Below are 15,443 nucleotides of genomic sequence, written 5' to 3' on the forward strand. Positions count from 1 at the left end.
ACATCCCTCTAGACGATCGCGGCCGAAGGATTCTCGCGCCGCGCGAGCGCCACGAGCGAGGCCACCGCGCATGATGCGAGCCGCGTCATGATCGAATCCGCACGGCTCGTCAGGATGATCGGCACCTTCGCGCCCAGCACGATGCCCGCTGCATCCGCGCCAGCGAGAAACGACAGGCTTTTTGCCAGCAGGTTTCCGGATTCGAGGTCCGGCACGACGAGCACGTTCGCGCGCCCCGCCACCGGTGATTCGATCCCCTTGATCCTTGCGGCTTCCTCGCTGATTGCGTTGTCGAGCGCGAGCGGGCCGTCGAGAATGCCGCCCGTGATCTGCTGGCGATCGGCCATCTTGCAGAGCGCGGCGGCATCTAGCGTCGAGGGCACCTTCGAATTGACGGTTTCCATCGCGGAAAGAATCGCTACCCGCGTCTCGGCAATGCGCAATGCGTGAGCGAGATCGATGGCGTTCTGCACGATGTCGCGCTTCTGGTCGAGCGTCGGTGAGATGTTGACGGCGGCGTCGGTGATGATCAGGGCGTTTTCGCGGCCGGGAACATCCATCACGAAACAGTGGCTCACGCGCCGCCCGGTGCGCAAGCCGTTACGCGTGACCACCGCGCCCATCAGTTCGTCGGTGTGCAGCGAGCCTTTCATCAGCGCTTCCGCGCGCCCTTCATGCACGAGTTGCACCGCGACTTCCGCCGCCGCGTGGCTGTGCGGAACGTCGATGATGGGTAGATCGCCGAGATCGAGATTGCACTCGCTGGCGACCGCTTCGAGTTTGCTGCGCGAGGCCACGAGAATCGGCGCGACGAGCCCGAGCCGCGCCGCTTCGATGATGGAAGACAGAGAGTCGTGGTCGCATGGGTGAGCGACCGCGGTCGGCAGCGGCGGCAAAGTGCTGGCGAAAGCGAGCAGCCGCTCGTATTTTTCGCGTTTGAATTCCATTTCATGCCCTCGATTGGCGTGAACTGCTGGCGCTTGGCGATGCACGATGAGTCGAGCACCGGCATCGATGCGCGTCGTGTGACTGCTTCGCGCCGCTGCCACGTTCGATCGCGCTGCCGCTTCTCGCCGTGCCGGATCGTGGCCACGGAGCGTCTCTCTGTGCGGGTCTCGTAATCAACGGGAGGCATCGATCCTCGCGTCTGCCTTCGCGCGGCTGGGTCAGCATACGCTGCGCGAATTCGCCGGAACACACTCGGTTAGAGAACGGCCGACGCGCATCTCTGAAACGATCAGCATGGCGAATAAACGCGAAACGGCATCGACGATTGGTTATGTCGATGGGGCTTCTTGCGTCGTTGTGTTGCAAGCGATTTAGCGTTTTGCCGGGCGGTTACGGCAATGGCATTCCACGCGTTACGCGAAGACTTTCTCTTTGTGTGAGGCGCAACGCGGGAACAAGAGACCGTTCAAGAAGTGGCGGCGCCTACGCGCGAGGAGCGCCCCGCTGACGATCAGCTAATTTCCAGCCGTTTTTGCCCGAGGCATCATCTTTTTGTAACTACTGGTAAAGGTTGAGCGGGTGTTCATAGCGTCAAATCGCCTTCGGACAGGGCGGATCACGTTTGGCATTATTTGTGCTTAACACTTTGTGCCTAGCGGCCGAGCATTTGTTACAACCGCTTAAGCACGAAATCCGGGTTTCCCCGAGAATCGTATTGCACAGACGGCATCGGCAGTATGCCGCTTATAGTCAGCGCATCTGCGCTTCCAAAGCCTCGGTACGGAGGTCCAAAAATGGATAACGGGAACAGTAAATTTACGCCGGCCACTTCGCCCTCGACAGGCAATGGTCAACCGCCACAACGGCGTCTGCATCCGCTCATCGCCACGGCGGCGGGCGCGGTGATCGTCGCGAGTCTCGTGGCCACGGCTGCGATGACGGGAATCTTCCCGCGCGCATCGAGCAATTCGGCGGATACAGCGCAGACACAGGCGGCAGCCGTCGCGCAGCAGCAACCCAGCGCTGCGCAACAAGCCGCACAGCAGCAAGCGGCGCAACAAGCACAACAGCAGGCAGCGCAGCAACAAGCCGCTCAACAGCAAGCCGCGGAACAAGCCGCGCAGCAACGGGCGGCCCAGCAGCAAGCTCAGCAACAGCCGCCTGTTCAGCAACCGTCGTATGCACAACAGCCTCCCGCGCATCCGGCTTATTGCTCGACCTGCGGGACGGTTGAAGCGATCTCCGCCGTTCGTCAGGAAGGACACGGTACCGGCATCGGTGCGGTGGGCGGCGCGGTGGCGGGTGGCGTCGTCGGCAACCAGTTCGGCCGTGGTGGCGGACGTACCGCAATGACGCTCCTGGGCGCGCTTGGCGGCGGTCTGGCAGGAAATTCGGTCGAGAAACACGTTCGCAGCGAGACGGACTATTCGGTGCGCGTGCGGATGGAAAACGGCAAGACGCGCTACTTCACGTATAAGCAGCAACCGCCGTTCGGCGAAGGTCAACGCGTACGGGTGCAGAACGGCACGTTAGTGGCGGGTTGAGCCGTCCGCGAACACCTGCACTAGTCGCGTCGACTCGCGACAATATCCGCGCGCGCTGTTTGTCCTTGGACACTGTCGGCAAGCAAAAAGGCGGCGATCTTTCAAATCGCCGCCTTTTCTTTTTCTCACGATGACAGTGATGCCCCTCAACCATCCCGCTGCGAGCTACGCGCCGGGTTCGGCCGCCCGCGTATCGCCATATATCCCCACCAGAAGTAGCCCGAAAAGCCGTACAGGACGAAGAGGCAAAACAGCATGACCGGCGGATCTGACGACACCAGCACGAACGCCACCACGACGAGCAACACGCCCGCGAATGGCACGCGATACCGCACATCCAGCGCCTTGCCGCTGTAGAACGGCGCGTTCGATACCATCGTCACGCCCGCATAGACAGTAAGTGCAAAGGCCACCCACGGCAGCCACACGAGCTTGAGCGGCACGCGGTTATCGGTCGCGAGCCACACGAAGCCCGCGATCAACGCAGCCGCGGCCGGACTCGGCAAGCCCTGGAAATAGCGCTTGTCGACCACGCCCACGTTCGTATTGAAGCGCGCAAGCCGCAACGCCGCGCCGGAGCAATACACGAAGGCCGCGAGCCAGCCCCAACGGCCGAGATCCTTCAAAACCCATTCATACATGACGAGCGCCGGCGCGACCCCGAACGACACCATGTCCGAAAGACTGTCGAATTGCTCGCCGAACGCGCTCTGCGTGTGCGTCATGCGCGCGACGCGTCCGTCCATGCCATCGAGCACCATCGCGACGAAAATGGCGATGGCCGCGATCTCGAAGCGAACGTTCATCGCCTGGACGACAGCGAAGAAGCCGCAAAAGAGCGCCGCCGTGGTGAACGCGTTAGGCAGGAGATAAATGCCGCGTTTGCGCAGGAACTGCTGCCGCTTGGCGCGCCGCGTTTCCAAGGCGCCGACGTCCTGCGCGGCCTTGTTGCGCCGGAAGGCACGCGGAGTCGCGCCGTTCATACGGTTACGGCGCGGTTTGAATGCCGCCATCGAAACCCCCGGCGTTATTCCGCGAACTCGGCGAGGATCGTCGACGATGCGGACACTTTCTCGCCAATCGAGACACGCGGACGGCTACCAATCGGCAGATACACGTCGACGCGCGAACCGAAACGAATGAAGCCATAGCGCTGACCGCGCGTGAGCGGCTCGCCCACATGCACATAACAGAGAATACGTCGCGCGATGAGGCCCGCGATCTGCACCGACGTCACGGTATGACCGCTCGCCGTCTGCAGGACGATGGCATTGCGCTCGTTCTCCGTCGATGCCTTCTCGACCGCCGCATTCAGATACGCGCCCGGGAAGTACTGAACCTTGCTGATGGCGCCATCGACCGGCGAACGCTGCGAATGCACGTTGAAAACGTTCATGAACACGCTGATCTTGAGCGCCTCACGGCCCGCATACGGATCATGCGCAGTTTCGACCGCGACAATGCGCCCGTCGGCCGGACACAGCACGGCGTTGGCCTGCGCGGGAATGGGACGCGGCGGGTCGCGAAAAAACTGGACGACGAAGATCACGATCAGCCAGAAAATCCAGGCGAAGCCGAAGCCGCCGAGCGCCTGCACGAGAATCGCAACGACGGCCGCGATGGCGATGAACGGCCAGCCTTCGCGGGCAATGATCGGATGAGGATAGTTCATGAACGAGTTCGATGTTTTATTAAAACCGTAGGATAGCAAAAGCCGCCCGGAGCACAGGGCATCCGGACGGCTTTAGTTTCAGCAAGAAACGTGCTGCAAACATCGATCTCCACGCATGCGGAGAAAATGGCGCAAGCAGCAGGCCCCTCGGAAACGCGGTCTATCTCCGCGCAAACGGAGAAGGGGCAAGTTACGAACCCCTCGAAGCAAGACTTAGTTCTTCGACTGATCGACCAGCTTGTTCTTCGCGATCCACGGCATCATGGCGCGCAGCTTCTCGCCGACCTGCTCGATCTGATGCTCGGCCGTCAGACGGCGACGCGATTGCAGCGTCGGCGCGCCAGCGCGGTTTTCGATGATGAAGCTCTTCGCGTATTCGCCGGTCTGGATGTCTTTCAGCACGGCCTTCATCGCCTTCTTCGTCTCTTCCGTGACGATGCGCGGACCCGTTACGTACTCGCCATACTCGGCGTTGTTCGAGATCGAGTAGTTCATGTTGGCGATACCGCCTTCATAGATCAGGTCGACGATCAGCTTCAGCTCGTGCAGGCACTCGAAGTACGCCATTTCCGGCGCGTAGCCCGCTTCCACCAGCGTTTCGAAGCCAGCCTTGATCAGGTCCACCGTGCCGCCGCACAGCACGGCCTGCTCGCCGAACAGGTCGGTTTCGGTTTCTTCGCGGAAGTTCGTTTCGATGATGCCGGCACGTCCGCCGCCGTTGGCCGCCGCATACGACAGCGCCACGTCGCGGGCCGAACCCGACTTGTCTTGTGCCACCGCGATCAGGTGCGGCACACCGCCGCCTTGCTGATACGTATTGCGCACGGTGTGGCCCGGCGCCTTCGGCGCGATCATGATGACGTCCAGATCCGCGCGCGGGATCACCTGGCCGTAATGCACGTTGAAGCCGTGCGCGAACGCCAGCGCCGCGCCTTCCTTGGCATTGGCGTGGACTTCGTTCTTGTAGACTTCGGCGATTTGCTCGTCGGGCAGCAGCATCATGACGACATCCGCGCCCTTCACGGCTTCGGCCACTTCCTTGACCTTCAGGCCCGCGTTCTCGGCCTTGCTCCACGAAGCACCGCCTTTACGCAGGCCGACCGTCACGTTCACGCCGCTTTCCTTCAGGTTCAGCGCGTGCGCATGGCCTTGCGAGCCATAACCGATGATGGTGACTTGCTTGCCCTTGATGAGGGAGAGGTCGGCGTCTTTGTCGTAGAAAACTTTCATGGTGGTTCCTTGAGGTCTGTCTCCGCGCAGGCAGAGAAAACTAGTCGAAATGAGTGTAGGTTTAAACCTTCAGAATGCGCTCGCCCCGGCCGATGCCGGAACTGCCCGTGCGAACCGTTTCCAGAATGGCCGTGGCGTCGAGCCCCTGAATGAACGCGTCGAGTTTGTCGGATGCGCCTGTCAGTTCCATCGTGTAGGTCTTTTCGGTCACGTCGATGATGCGGCCGCGGAAGATATCCGCCATGCGCTTCATCTCTTCGCGTTCCTTGCCGACAGCTCTTACCTTGATGAGCATCAGCTCGCGCTCGATGTGGGCGCCCTCTGTCAGGTCGACCACTTTCACCACCTCGATCAGGCGGTTCAGGTGCTTCGTGATCTGTTCGATCACGTCGTCCGAGCCAATCGAGACGATGGTCAGCCGCGACAGCGAACTGTCTTCGGTCGGCGCCACCGTCAGCGTTTCAATGTTGTAGCCGCGCGCGGAAAAGAGCCCGACGACACGCGATAACGCGCCCGGTTCGTTTTCCAGCAGTACGGAGATGATGTGTTTCATGTCTTTTCCCGAGGTTTATCCAGTTGGCGTCTGCTTCGAAAAACCCGTGCGCGGCGCTCGTCCTTTGTGAAGACGGGTGCGCCCGGGCCTCGCGAGTCAAAGCCGCGTTATAGATCTTCCGAGCCGAGCAGCATTTCCGTGATGCCCTTGCCTGCTTGCACCATGGGAAATACGTTTTCGGTGGGATCGGTCTGGAAGTCGAGAAATACGGTGCGATCTTTCAGGCGCAGCGCTTCCTTCAGCGCCGGCTCGACGTCCGCGGTCTTTTCGACGCGAATGCCGACATGCCCATACGCTTCGGCGAGCTTCACGAAGTCAGGCAGCGCGTCCATGTAGGAACTGGAATAGCGCTTCTTGTATTCGATCTGCTGCCACTGGCGCACCATGCCGAGATAGCGGTTGTTGAGCGAGATGATCTTGACGGGCGTGTTGTACTGCTTGCACGTCGAGAGCTCCTGAATGCACATCTGGATGGAGCCTTCGCCCGTGATGCAGACCACTTCCTCGTCGGGAAAAGCCATCTTCACGCCCATGGCTGCCGGCAAGCCGAAACCCATGGTGCCGAGACCGCCCGAGTTGATCCAGCGGCGCGGCTTGTTGAACGGATAGAACTGCGCGGCCCACATCTGATGCTGGCCGACATCCGAACAGACGAAGGCGTTGCCGTCGGTCAGTTCATGCAGCTTCTGGACGACATATTGCGGCTTGATGATCTCGCTTTTGCGGTCGTAAGCGAGGCAGTCTTTCGAGCGCCAGGCTTCGATCTGGTCCCACCACGACTTGAGCGCCTGCGTGTCCGGGCCGTGTTCCGCCGTCTGTAACTGCTCGATCAACTCCTTCAGCACTTCCTTCACGTCGCCGACGATGGGAATGTCCACCTTCACGCGCTTGGAAATGGACGAAGGATCGATGTCGATGTGGATGATCTTGCGCGGCGACGATGCGAAGTGCGCCGGGTCGCCGATCACGCGGTCGTCGAAGCGCGCGCCAATGGCGATCAGCACGTCGCAGTTCTGCATGGCCATGTTGGCTTCGTACGTGCCATGCATGCCGAGCATGCCGAGGAATTTCTTGTCGCTCGCGCGGTAACCGCCCAGACCCATCAGCGTGTTGGTGACCGGATAGCCCAGCAAATCGGCGAATTGGTTCAGCTCGCGCGATGCATCCGCGAGAATGATGCCGCCGCCGGTATAGATATACGGGCGCTTGGCCGAAAGCAGCAGTTGCACCGCCTTGCGGATCTGGCCGGAGTGGCCCTTCGTCACCGGGTTATACGAACGCAGCGACACGCTCTTCAGCGGTTCGTACTTGCACGGCGCCTTCGACACGTCCTTCGGAATGTCGATCAGCACCGGACCGGGGCGACCCGTGCGAGCAATGTAGAACGCTTTCTTGACGGTGGCGGCGAGATCGCGCACGTCCTTCACGAGGAAGTTGTGCTTGACGCAGGGCCGCGTGATGCCGACGGTGTCGCACTCCTGGAACGCGTCGAGGCCGATGGCCGCGGTCGGAACCTGCCCGCTGATGATGACGAGCGGAATGGAATCCATATAGGCCGTGGCAATACCCGTCACCGCATTGGTGACGCCGGGGCCGGAAGTCACGAGGCACACGCCCACGTTGCCGGTCGAGCGCGCATAGGCGTCGGCGGCGTGTACGGCGGCCTGTTCGTGGCGCACGAGAATGTGCTGGATCTGGTCCTGCTTGTACAGCTCGTCGTAGATGTAGAGTACCGAGCCGCCGGGATAGCCCCAAATGAACTCGACCTTCTCGTCAGCGAGCGCGCGCATGAGCACGGTGCCGCCGATGGAGTCAGCTTCGTGAGGGGGAGTCGTATCCGACGTGGAGAATTCCGCGCTGGGCATGTTCATTCATCACCTTTCGAATTTTCGGCAAAAAATTGATCGGGTGCTCTCTGCCGGGCTTGTGGCTCGGGTTCAAGCGGCGCGTCTTGAATTGACTGGCGTGCTTCTTGGGCTCGCCTCAAAGCAGACATTTCACTTTATGATGCGAGTCGGAAAATGTAGCCCGGCGCGCGCAACGGGTCAAGAAAAAAGTTTCGGAAATCTCCGATCCGACGCTTTTCGGAAAAAGCTCAGATTTAGCACAACGTTTGACGCTTGGAGCAGCGAGTACGTAAATCGGGCAACAAATCGTCCCAAATCCTCCCGGCGTGGCGAAAATTTGCTAGCATCCGCAGGTCTTCCTAGAACCCACGATCCCTTTCGACGCAAATTCGTTGCGCCGGGCTCCCAACGGATGGCATCAGACAAGGAACTTGCCGATTTCCTGGCGGGCGTCGAACGACGCGCGTTCAAACAGACCGTGTACACCGTCCGCGACGACGACGCGGCGCTGGACATCGTGCAGGACGCCATGATCAAACTGGCGGAAAAATACGGTGACAAGCCGCCTTCCGAGCTTCCGCTGCTTTTCCAGCGTATCCTCCAGAATGCGACGCACGACTATTTCCGTCGCCAGAAGGTGCGGAACACGTGGGTCAGCCTCTTTTCGTCCTTCGGAAACGCGGACGACGACGAGTTCGACCCGCTCGAATCCTTCGAATCGCAAGACGGCGCACTCGGCAGCGAGAGCAGCGAGAACAAACTGGAACGCGAACAGGTACTCAACCTGATCGACGCGGAAATCCAGAAATTGCCGGCACGTCAACGAGAAGCCTTTCTCATGCGTTACTGGGAAGATATGGATGTCGCAGAGACGGCCGCCGCCATGGGCTGCTCCGAGGGCAGCGTCAAAACGCATTGTTCACGCGCCACGCACGCCCTCGCGCACGCCCTGAAAGCCAAAGGGATCACGCTATGAGTTCCGTTCTTGATTCAAAGGAAAACGAGTTCGCGCTGAAGGTAGTTCGCGCGCTGGACGAAAGTACATCGACTATTCCGGCCGCCGCGGTCGACCGGCTCGCCGAGGCGCGCCGGGCTGCTATCGCGCGCAAGAAGCCGGAGAAGGTCGCCATGACCGCGCCCGCGTTCACGCCGGCTTTGGCCGGAGCAGGCGCGAGCCTCTCGGCGGGCGGCGCGGGTCACGACGGCTCCGAGACGCGAGGGCCGAAGGGCCTGTTCGCGCGGCTCGGCGGCTTCGGCCTCGTGTGGCCGGTGTGCGCGCTGGCTATCGGTCTGGCTGGCATCGCTTACTGGGAAGATCAGGAGCGCCGTGCCGAACTCGCCGACATCGACGCGGCCATGCTCTCCGACAGCTTGCCGCTCGACGCCTATCTCGACCACGGCTTCAACGCATATTTGACGCGTAATCACTAACGCGTATTGTCGAATCTTTCAACTGACATCAAACCTGGCGGGGAGTTTTCGGGTGAGTTACAAGCGCGGTCTCGCGATTGTCTTTAGTTGCGCGATTGCGAGTCTGGTCGCATTCGCCGCGACTTATCCGCGCTTTTACCCGGCCACCGCCGCCTTGCTCTCGACCGCCGCCGCGCCCAACGGCGCAAGTTCGGGCGCCGATTCCGGCCTTTCGCTTTCGGCGCTCTCTTCCGGCAGTCCGCTCTCGTGGAATCGTCTCACCGAAGCGCAGCACGTCGCGCTCGCGCCGTTCTCCACGCAATGGGATTCCTTCAGCGAAGAGCGCAAGCAAAAGTGGCTGAAGATCGCATCGCGCTATCACCGCATGTCGCCCGAGGCGCAAAAGCGTCTGCATCAGCGCATGGAGGAATGGACGCGCATGACGCCGGACCAGCGCAAAGTCGCGCGCGAGAACTATCAGGTTTCGAAGTCCGTCGCGCCGGAGAATCGCGAAAAGGCGTGGGATGCTTACCAGAAGCTTTCCGAAGAGCAGAAGAAAAAGCTCGCCGCCACCGAGCGCACGCGCCGTCCCACGGTCGTCAGCGCGCCGCCGACCGGCAAGAGCGAAGTGAAGGACATCAACCGGCTCGTGGCCGCGCGCGAGCAAGGCCACGGCGCGGGACATGCCGAAGGCGGCTCCGGTGCGCCGGCTGCATCGCCCTCGTCCACCTCAACCGCCTCGCCCGCCACGCCCGCGATTCCCAACGCCGCGAGCGTCGTGCCGGCAACGCCGATTCCCGTCTCCCCGCAGCAAGCGCCTTCCATGTACAACGGCTCATGAGCGCGTCCGCTTCCACCACCACGCCTCTCTCGCCGCTTTACGCGCCCACGCTGCGCCGCCGGCTCGCGACGATGGTCTACGAAGGCGTCATTCTGTTCGGCGTGGTGTTCATCTCCGGATATTTGTTCAGCACGCTCACTCAGCAGAAAAACGGCCTTACGCATCACAACTGGCTGATGACGTGGATCGGTCTCGTGCTCGCCGCGTATTTCGTGTGGTTCTGGACCCACGGCGGCCAGACGCTGCCAATGAAAACCTGGCGCCTCAAATTGGTCGATGCCCACGGTGAGCCCGTCACGCCTGGCCGGGCGCTCGCGCGCTACGCGCTCGCGTGGCTGTGGTTCCTGCCGCCGCTCGCGCTGCATCCGCTGCTCGGGCTCGCCGTGCCGCAGACGCTCGCCGTGTTCGCGGCCTGGATCGCGCTGTGGGCGGCCGCCGTCCGGCTCGATCCGGCGCGGCAGTTTCTGCACGATCGCCTGGCTGGCACGCGCATCATCACGGCGCCGACTCCCTACAAGTAATAAGAACTTCTCGTGACTGTCACGGCTCGGTCACGGCCGCATGGCGCAATGCGCATATCGAAACCCGATACGCGAGCCCATGACCTTCCACTCGACCGTCACGCAGGCAATCGAAGCGTCTTCCGCTTATCGTTTTCGGAGCGCCGATCTGCGCGGCGCGACGCATGAAGCCGCCCTGCCGCTGCCGGCGAACCCGGGCGTCGACGACGACAGCGAATCCTCCAGCGCGCCTCAACGCTATCGCGCGATCTGGCTGTCGGACATCCATTTGGGCTCTGGCGGCTGCCAGGCGCTCTATCTGCTCGATTTTCTGCGCCACAACGAGTCGGAGTATCTGTATCTCGTCGGCGACATCATCGATGGCTGGCAACTGAAGAAAGGCTGGTTCTGGCCGCAGGCGCACAACGACGTCATTCAGAAAATACTGCGCAAGGCGCGCAAGGGCACGCAAGTCGTCTATATCCCCGGCAATCACGACGAAGCCGCGCGCCAGTACTGCGATCTCGCGTTCGGCGACATCCACGTGCGCGGCGAAGCCTTCCATACGACGTTCGCGGGCAAGCGTCTTTGGATCGTGCACGGCGATCTCTTCGACGGCGTGATCCAGCATGCGAAATGGCTCGCCTATCTCGGCGACACCGCCTACACGATGATCCTGCTGCTCAACCGCTGGTTCAATCGCGTGCGCACGAAGCTCGGCTTCGACTACTGGTCGCTCTCGCAGTATCTCAAGCATCAGGTCAAAAACGCGGTCAACTTCATTTCGCAGTTCGAACGGGTCATGACCGACGAAGCCCGCCGCCGCGGCTGCGATGGCGTGGTGTGCGGGCATATCCACAAGGCCGAGATACGCGATATCGACGGCATTCTCTATTGCAACGACGGCGACTGGGTGGAGAGCCTCTCCGCGCTCGTCGAGACCCAAGACGGCGAACTGAAGATCGTCTACTGGACCGTCATGCACTCCCCGGAAGCGCAACCGAACCGCGTGCGCGCCACCGTCTGAACCGCATCCTCACCCGAGCCGAAATCCGATGAAAATCATGATCGTCACCGATGCATGGGAGCCGCAGGTCAATGGCGTCGTGCGCACGCTTACGCAGACGAGCCGCGAACTCACGGGCCTCGGGCATCGCGTGGAATTGCTCACGCCGCTCGAGTTCAAAACCATTCCGTGTCCGACTTATCCCGAGATTCGCCTATCATTAATGCCGGGCCGGCACGTGGCGAAGCGTATCGACGAATTCGCGCCGGACGCGCTGCATATCGCGACCGAAGGCCCGCTCGGCATGTCGGCGCGTGCCTATGCGCTGCGTCACAAACTGCCGTTCACGACCGCTTATCACACGCGTTTTCCCGAGTACGTGAAAGCGCGCTTCGGTATTCCGCTCGCCATGACTTATCGGTTTCTGCACTGGTTTCATCGGCATTCGCAGGCGGTGATGGCGCCTACTCCGGTCGTCAAGCATGACCTGGAACAGTACGGCTTCACCAACGTCGTGCTGTGGACGCGTGGCGTCGATCTGGACATCTTTCATCCGATGGACTCTAAGGTGCTCAACACCGCGCGGCCCATCTTTCTGTATGTCGGGCGCGTGGCCGTGGAAAAGAACGTGGAAGCGTTTCTGAAGCTCGATCTGCCCGGCTCGAAGTGGGTCGCGGGCGAAGGACCGGCGCTCGCGGAACTGAAGTCGCGCTATACGAACGTCAACTATCTCGGCGTGCTCTCGCAGACGGAACTGGCGAAGGTCTACGCCGCCGCCGATGTCTTCGTGTTCCCGAGCCGCACCGATACCTTCGGCCTCGTGCTGCTCGAAGCGATGGCCTGCGGCACGCCGGTCGCCGCGTATCCGGTCACGGGTCCCATCGACGTGCTAGGTGAACACGGTCCCGGCGCGCTCCATGAAGATCTGCACGAAGCCTGTCTGCAAGCGCTCAAGATCGAACGCGCCGATGCCCGCGCGTGGGCCGAGCGCTTCTCGTGGCGCGCGGCCTCCGAGCAGTTCGCCTCGCATTTGCGCCAGGTCGAACCACGCGCGCCGAGCACCGACCGGGCCGCCGCATGACGCGAAAGAGGCTCGCCGAGCAACGCGCCGAAGCTCACGCCCGTGCGGCGCCTCGTCCGCTCGAGTCCAAGCGCGATGGCGATGTCGAAGCCAATGAGGAAAACGAACCGCTAGGTCCCGACGATCCGCTCGCGCCGCTGCCCTTCAACCCGTATAAAGGCAATCGCGGCTTCACGCGCGCCTGGCACGCGATGAAGAACTCGCTCAACGGTTTTCGCGTCGCCATTCGCGAGGAAAGCGCGTTTCGTCAGGAACTCACGCTCGCCGCGATTCTTCTGCCATGCAGTCTTTTCGTGCCGGTGGCGCCCGTCGAGCGCGCGGCGCTGATCGCATCCGTGCTGCTCGTGCTGATCGTCGAATTGCTCAACTCGAGCGTGGAAGCGGCTATCGACCGCATCTCGCTCGAACGTCACGAACTTTCGAAGCGCGCGAAGGATTTCGGCAGCGCGGCCGTGATGGTCGCGCTCGGCGTTTGCCTCATTACGTGGGCGTTGATTCTCTGGCCGGTCGTGTCGAATTGGCTCGCTCGTATCCCATAAAAGATGAATGTCACCTGAAACGCAGCACTGTCGCGCCGAACGACCGGTTTATAATCGTCCGACATTCTCAAAAATAGCAACGGAAACCGGTCGCGCGAACGTTTTGGAGTTTCGAGCGCCGCCACCGGAAGCCAAGGTCGGACGACATGGAAGCCAAACCTCCCCGCCGTACCCGCGAACGGATTCTCGAGCTGTCGCTGAAGTTGTTCAACGATATCGGCGAGCCGAACGTCACCACCACGACGATCGCCGAGGAAATGGAAATTAGTCCAGGTAATCTGTACTACCATTTCCGGAACAAAGACGACATCATCAACAGCATCTTCGCGCAGTTCGAGCAGCAGATTCAGAAGCGCCTGAAGTTCCCGGACGATCATCGTCCGACCATAGATGAAATGTGGTCGTACTTACAGTACATGGCCGATTTCCTGTGGGCGTATCGCTTTCTCTATCGCGATCTGAACGATCTGCTCGCGCGCAATCGCACGCTCGAAACGCACTTCAAGCAGATCATCACGCACAAGGTGCGCTTCGCCAGCCAGCTATGCGAAGCGCTCGTCGCCGATCAAGAAATGGTCGCGACGCCTGCGGAGATCGAAGTCATCGCGACCAACATGGGCGTGATCTCGACCTACTGGCTTTCGTACCAGTACGTGATGAACCCGCGCAAGTACAACGATCAGGAAGCGATCCGCACGGAGTTGCATCAGGCGAGTCTGCATATCATTTCGATCATGGCGCCGTATCTTCGCGGACGATCGCGCCAGCTCTTCGACGACCTCGTGTCCGGTAAACTGCCGAAGCGCCAGTACGCCGACTTCCTGCCGCCGCGCGAGGAAGCGCCGTCGGGCGCGCCGAAGAACGTAACACCGAAGGATTCCCGATAATGAAGGCTGTTTGTGTCTATTGCGGCTCCGCGAGCGGAGCCCGCCCTGTGTATGCCGAAGCGGCCAAGGCGTTCGGCCGCGCGCTCGTCGAGGCCGACCTCTCGCTCGTGTATGGCGGTGGCCGCGTCGGTTTGATGGGCCTGATCGCCGATGAAGTGCTCGCCGCCGGCGGACGCGCAATCGGCGTCATTCCAGAGTTGCTGCTTGCGAAGGAAGTGGGCCATACGGACCTCACGGAACTGATCGTCGTGCCCGACATGCACGAGCGCAAGAAGCGCATGGCCGATCTCGCGGACGCGTTCGTCGCGATGCCCGGTGGTGTCGGCACTTTCGAGGAATTTTTCGAAGTGTTCACGTGGGCGCAGCTTGGTTATCATCAGAAGCCTGTTGGCCTGCTGGACGTGAACGGCTATTACGACCCGCTCATGGCCATGTTGCGCCATACCGTCGACGAAGGCTTCATGCGCGAGCAGTATCTAGAGCTCATACAGATTGCGCGCGAGCCCGGCGAGATGATCACGAAGCTGCAGCACTACACGCCCCGCACGCTCGACAAGTGGAACGAAAAGCGCGACGCGGTTTGATCCATTCCTAACGGTCGACACGATGTCCAAAGTCATCCTGATTACGGGCGCGAGCCGCGGCATCGGCCGCTCGGCAGCGCTGCTCGCGGGCGCGCGCGGCTGGTCGGTCGGCGTGAACTATGCGAATAACGCCAGTGCCGCCCATGAAACCGTCGCCGCGGTGCAAGCCGCTGGCGGCAAGGCGATCGCCATTCAGGGCGACGTGTGCGACGAGGCGGCGATCATCGCGATGTTCGATGCCACCGAGAAGGCGTTCGGCAAGCTCGATGGCGTGGTGAATAACGCGGGCATCGTCGCGCCCGGCTCCATGCTCGCGGACATGGATATCGAGCGCATGAAACGTATTTTCGATACCAATGTGCTCGGCGCGTTTCTTTGCGCTCGTGAAGCGGCGCGGCGGCTTTCCACTTCGCGTGGTGGCAAGGGCGGGTCGCTCGTGAATGTTTCTTCGGCGGCCGCCAGATTAGGCGGCCCGGGGGAGTATGTCGATTATGCGGCTTCCAAAGGGGCTATCGATACACTCACCATCGGGCTTTCCAAAGAGCTCGGGCGCGAAGGGGTAAGAGTCAATGCCATTCGGCCAGGTCTCATCGAGACCGAGATTCACGCTAGTGGTGGTAAGCCCGATCGGGCTCAGGTGCTGGGTGGGCAGACGCCTATCGGGCGCGCCGGGTCCGCCGATGAAGTCGGCGAGGCTATCGTCTGGCTGCTCTCCGATGCCGCTTCTTATGTCACCGGGGCTTTGATCGATGTCGCCGGTGGGCGGTGAGTGCTTTCTTTTTTTTCTTTTGCTGCGTTTTG

General features: G+C 61.4%; 17 protein-coding genes. 11 read left to right on the plus strand and 6 right to left on the minus strand.

What is annotated here, in order from left to right:
- Positions 1-8 precede the first annotated feature (8 nt).
- Entirely contained in the window at positions 9-947 is a 939-nt protein-coding gene (locus P9250_RS27555; RefSeq protein ID WP_250465192.1) for a phosphate acetyltransferase, read from the minus strand.
- Between the two features lie 795 nt (positions 948-1,742).
- On the opposite strand from P9250_RS27555, the gene P9250_RS27560 reads away from it, so the two are divergent.
- Positions 1,743-2,492, plus strand: coding sequence for a glycine zipper 2TM domain-containing protein (locus P9250_RS27560; RefSeq protein ID WP_244825622.1), 750 nt, complete (start codon positions 1,743-1,745; stop codon positions 2,490-2,492).
- A gap of 146 nt (positions 2,493-2,638) precedes the next feature.
- On the opposite strand, the gene pssA is transcribed toward P9250_RS27560, so the two are convergent.
- The 5 genes from pssA to P9250_RS27585 all read right to left on the minus strand — a co-directional run bounded on the left by pssA (position 2,639) and on the right by P9250_RS27585 (position 7,818).
- A complete protein-coding gene (gene pssA, locus P9250_RS27565; protein ID WP_250465193.1) occupies positions 2,639-3,505 on the minus strand; it encodes a CDP-diacylglycerol--serine O-phosphatidyltransferase in 867 nt (288 codons plus the stop codon).
- Between the two features lie 14 nt (positions 3,506-3,519).
- A complete protein-coding gene (locus tag P9250_RS27570; protein WP_244825625.1) occupies positions 3,520-4,164 on the minus strand; it encodes a phosphatidylserine decarboxylase in 645 nt (214 codons plus the stop codon).
- A gap of 213 nt (positions 4,165-4,377) precedes the next feature.
- Positions 4,378-5,394 (minus strand): ketol-acid reductoisomerase, encoded by a 1,017-nt coding sequence (gene ilvC, locus P9250_RS27575; RefSeq protein WP_244825627.1) that lies wholly within the window; start codon positions 5,392-5,394, stop codon positions 4,378-4,380.
- Positions 5,395-5,455: 61 nt separating this feature from the next.
- Positions 5,456-5,947, minus strand: a complete 492-nt coding sequence (gene ilvN, locus P9250_RS27580; RefSeq protein ID WP_035939651.1) for an acetolactate synthase small subunit — start codon at positions 5,945-5,947, stop codon at positions 5,456-5,458.
- Between the two features lie 107 nt (positions 5,948-6,054).
- Positions 6,055-7,818 carry an acetolactate synthase 3 catalytic subunit gene (locus P9250_RS27585; RefSeq protein ID WP_250465194.1) on the minus strand — a complete coding sequence of 588 codons (1,764 nt, stop codon included), beginning with the start codon at positions 7,816-7,818 and terminating at the stop codon, positions 6,055-6,057.
- A 388-nt stretch (positions 7,819-8,206) separates the two neighbouring features.
- On the opposite strand from P9250_RS27585, the gene P9250_RS27590 reads away from it, so the two are divergent.
- The 10 genes from P9250_RS27590 (at position 8,207) to P9250_RS27635 (ending at position 15,411) form a co-directional block, all read left to right on the plus strand.
- Positions 8,207-8,770: an RNA polymerase sigma factor gene (locus tag P9250_RS27590; protein WP_244825631.1), complete on the plus strand. Its 564-nt coding sequence runs from the start codon at positions 8,207-8,209 to the stop codon at positions 8,768-8,770.
- Positions 8,767-9,225 (plus strand): DUF3619 family protein, encoded by a 459-nt coding sequence (locus P9250_RS27595; protein ID WP_244825633.1) that lies wholly within the window; start codon positions 8,767-8,769, stop codon positions 9,223-9,225. Before P9250_RS27590 ends, P9250_RS27595 begins: the two co-directional genes overlap by 4 nt.
- Positions 9,226-9,277: 52 nt before the next feature.
- Positions 9,278-10,045, plus strand: a complete 768-nt coding sequence (locus P9250_RS27600) for a DUF3106 domain-containing protein (RefSeq protein WP_244825634.1) — start codon at positions 9,278-9,280, stop codon at positions 10,043-10,045.
- Positions 10,042-10,566, plus strand: coding sequence for an RDD family protein (locus tag P9250_RS27605; protein ID WP_250465195.1), 525 nt, complete (start codon positions 10,042-10,044; stop codon positions 10,564-10,566). The genes P9250_RS27600 and P9250_RS27605 overlap by 4 nt, the downstream gene beginning before the upstream one ends.
- A gap of 79 nt (positions 10,567-10,645) precedes the next feature.
- Positions 10,646-11,572, plus strand: coding sequence for a UDP-2,3-diacylglucosamine diphosphatase (locus P9250_RS27610; RefSeq protein WP_250465196.1), 927 nt, complete (start codon positions 10,646-10,648; stop codon positions 11,570-11,572).
- Positions 11,573-11,600: 28 nt separating this feature from the next.
- The gene (locus tag P9250_RS27615; protein ID WP_250465197.1) at positions 11,601-12,632 is read left to right on the plus strand and encodes a glycosyltransferase family 1 protein; all 1,032 of its coding nucleotides are present in this window, start codon (positions 11,601-11,603) and stop codon (positions 12,630-12,632) included.
- A complete protein-coding gene (locus P9250_RS27620) occupies positions 12,629-13,171 on the plus strand; it encodes a diacylglycerol kinase (protein WP_244825638.1) in 543 nt (180 codons plus the stop codon). Before P9250_RS27615 ends, P9250_RS27620 begins: the two co-directional genes overlap by 4 nt.
- Before the next feature lie 146 nt (positions 13,172-13,317).
- Entirely contained in the window at positions 13,318-14,058 is a 741-nt protein-coding gene (locus P9250_RS27625) for a TetR/AcrR family transcriptional regulator (protein WP_250465198.1), read from the plus strand.
- Entirely contained in the window at positions 14,058-14,642 is a 585-nt protein-coding gene (locus P9250_RS27630) for a TIGR00730 family Rossman fold protein (RefSeq protein ID WP_250465199.1), read from the plus strand. Before P9250_RS27625 ends, P9250_RS27630 begins: the two co-directional genes overlap by 1 nt.
- A 22-nt stretch (positions 14,643-14,664) precedes the next feature.
- Complete coding sequence (locus tag P9250_RS27635; protein WP_250465200.1) at positions 14,665-15,411, plus strand: SDR family oxidoreductase; 747 nt, start codon at positions 14,665-14,667, stop codon at positions 15,409-15,411.
- The last annotated feature ends 32 nt before the right edge of the window (positions 15,412-15,443 follow it).

The sequence above is a fragment of the Caballeronia sp. LP006 genome, from assembly GCF_031450995.1.
In the GTDB taxonomy this organism is placed as follows: Bacteria; Pseudomonadota; Gammaproteobacteria; order Burkholderiales; family Burkholderiaceae; genus Caballeronia.

What these genes read in the sequence shown, in the direction of transcription:
- P9250_RS27610 (WP_250465196.1), top strand. Translation starts at nt 10,646, where the DNA reads ATGACCTTCCACTCGACCGTCACGCAGGCAATCGAAGCGTCTTCCGCT.
- P9250_RS27570 (WP_244825625.1), bottom strand. Translation starts at nt 4,164, where the DNA reads ATGAACTATCCTCATCCGATCATTGCCCGCGAAGGCTGGCCGTTCATC.
- P9250_RS27595 (WP_244825633.1), top strand. Translation starts at nt 8,767, where the DNA reads ATGAGTTCCGTTCTTGATTCAAAGGAAAACGAGTTCGCGCTGAAGGTA.
- P9250_RS27560 (WP_244825622.1), top strand. Translation starts at nt 1,743, where the DNA reads ATGGATAACGGGAACAGTAAATTTACGCCGGCCACTTCGCCCTCGACA.
- P9250_RS27635 (WP_250465200.1), top strand. Translation starts at nt 14,665, where the DNA reads ATGTCCAAAGTCATCCTGATTACGGGCGCGAGCCGCGGCATCGGCCGC.
- P9250_RS27585 (WP_250465194.1), bottom strand. Translation starts at nt 7,818, where the DNA reads ATGAACATGCCCAGCGCGGAATTCTCCACGTCGGATACGACTCCCCCT.
- P9250_RS27555 (WP_250465192.1), bottom strand. Translation starts at nt 947, where the DNA reads ATGGAATTCAAACGCGAAAAATACGAGCGGCTGCTCGCTTTCGCCAGC.
- P9250_RS27620 (WP_244825638.1), top strand. Translation starts at nt 12,629, where the DNA reads ATGACGCGAAAGAGGCTCGCCGAGCAACGCGCCGAAGCTCACGCCCGT.
- P9250_RS27590 (WP_244825631.1), top strand. Translation starts at nt 8,207, where the DNA reads ATGGCATCAGACAAGGAACTTGCCGATTTCCTGGCGGGCGTCGAACGA.
- P9250_RS27605 (WP_250465195.1), top strand. Translation starts at nt 10,042, where the DNA reads ATGAGCGCGTCCGCTTCCACCACCACGCCTCTCTCGCCGCTTTACGCG.
- P9250_RS27630 (WP_250465199.1), top strand. Translation starts at nt 14,058, where the DNA reads ATGAAGGCTGTTTGTGTCTATTGCGGCTCCGCGAGCGGAGCCCGCCCT.
- P9250_RS27625 (WP_250465198.1), top strand. Translation starts at nt 13,318, where the DNA reads ATGGAAGCCAAACCTCCCCGCCGTACCCGCGAACGGATTCTCGAGCTG.
- ilvC (WP_244825627.1), bottom strand. Translation starts at nt 5,394, where the DNA reads ATGAAAGTTTTCTACGACAAAGACGCCGACCTCTCCCTCATCAAGGGC.
- ilvN (WP_035939651.1), bottom strand. Translation starts at nt 5,947, where the DNA reads ATGAAACACATCATCTCCGTACTGCTGGAAAACGAACCGGGCGCGTTA.
- pssA (WP_250465193.1), bottom strand. Translation starts at nt 3,505, where the DNA reads ATGGCGGCATTCAAACCGCGCCGTAACCGTATGAACGGCGCGACTCCG.
- P9250_RS27615 (WP_250465197.1), top strand. Translation starts at nt 11,601, where the DNA reads ATGAAAATCATGATCGTCACCGATGCATGGGAGCCGCAGGTCAATGGC.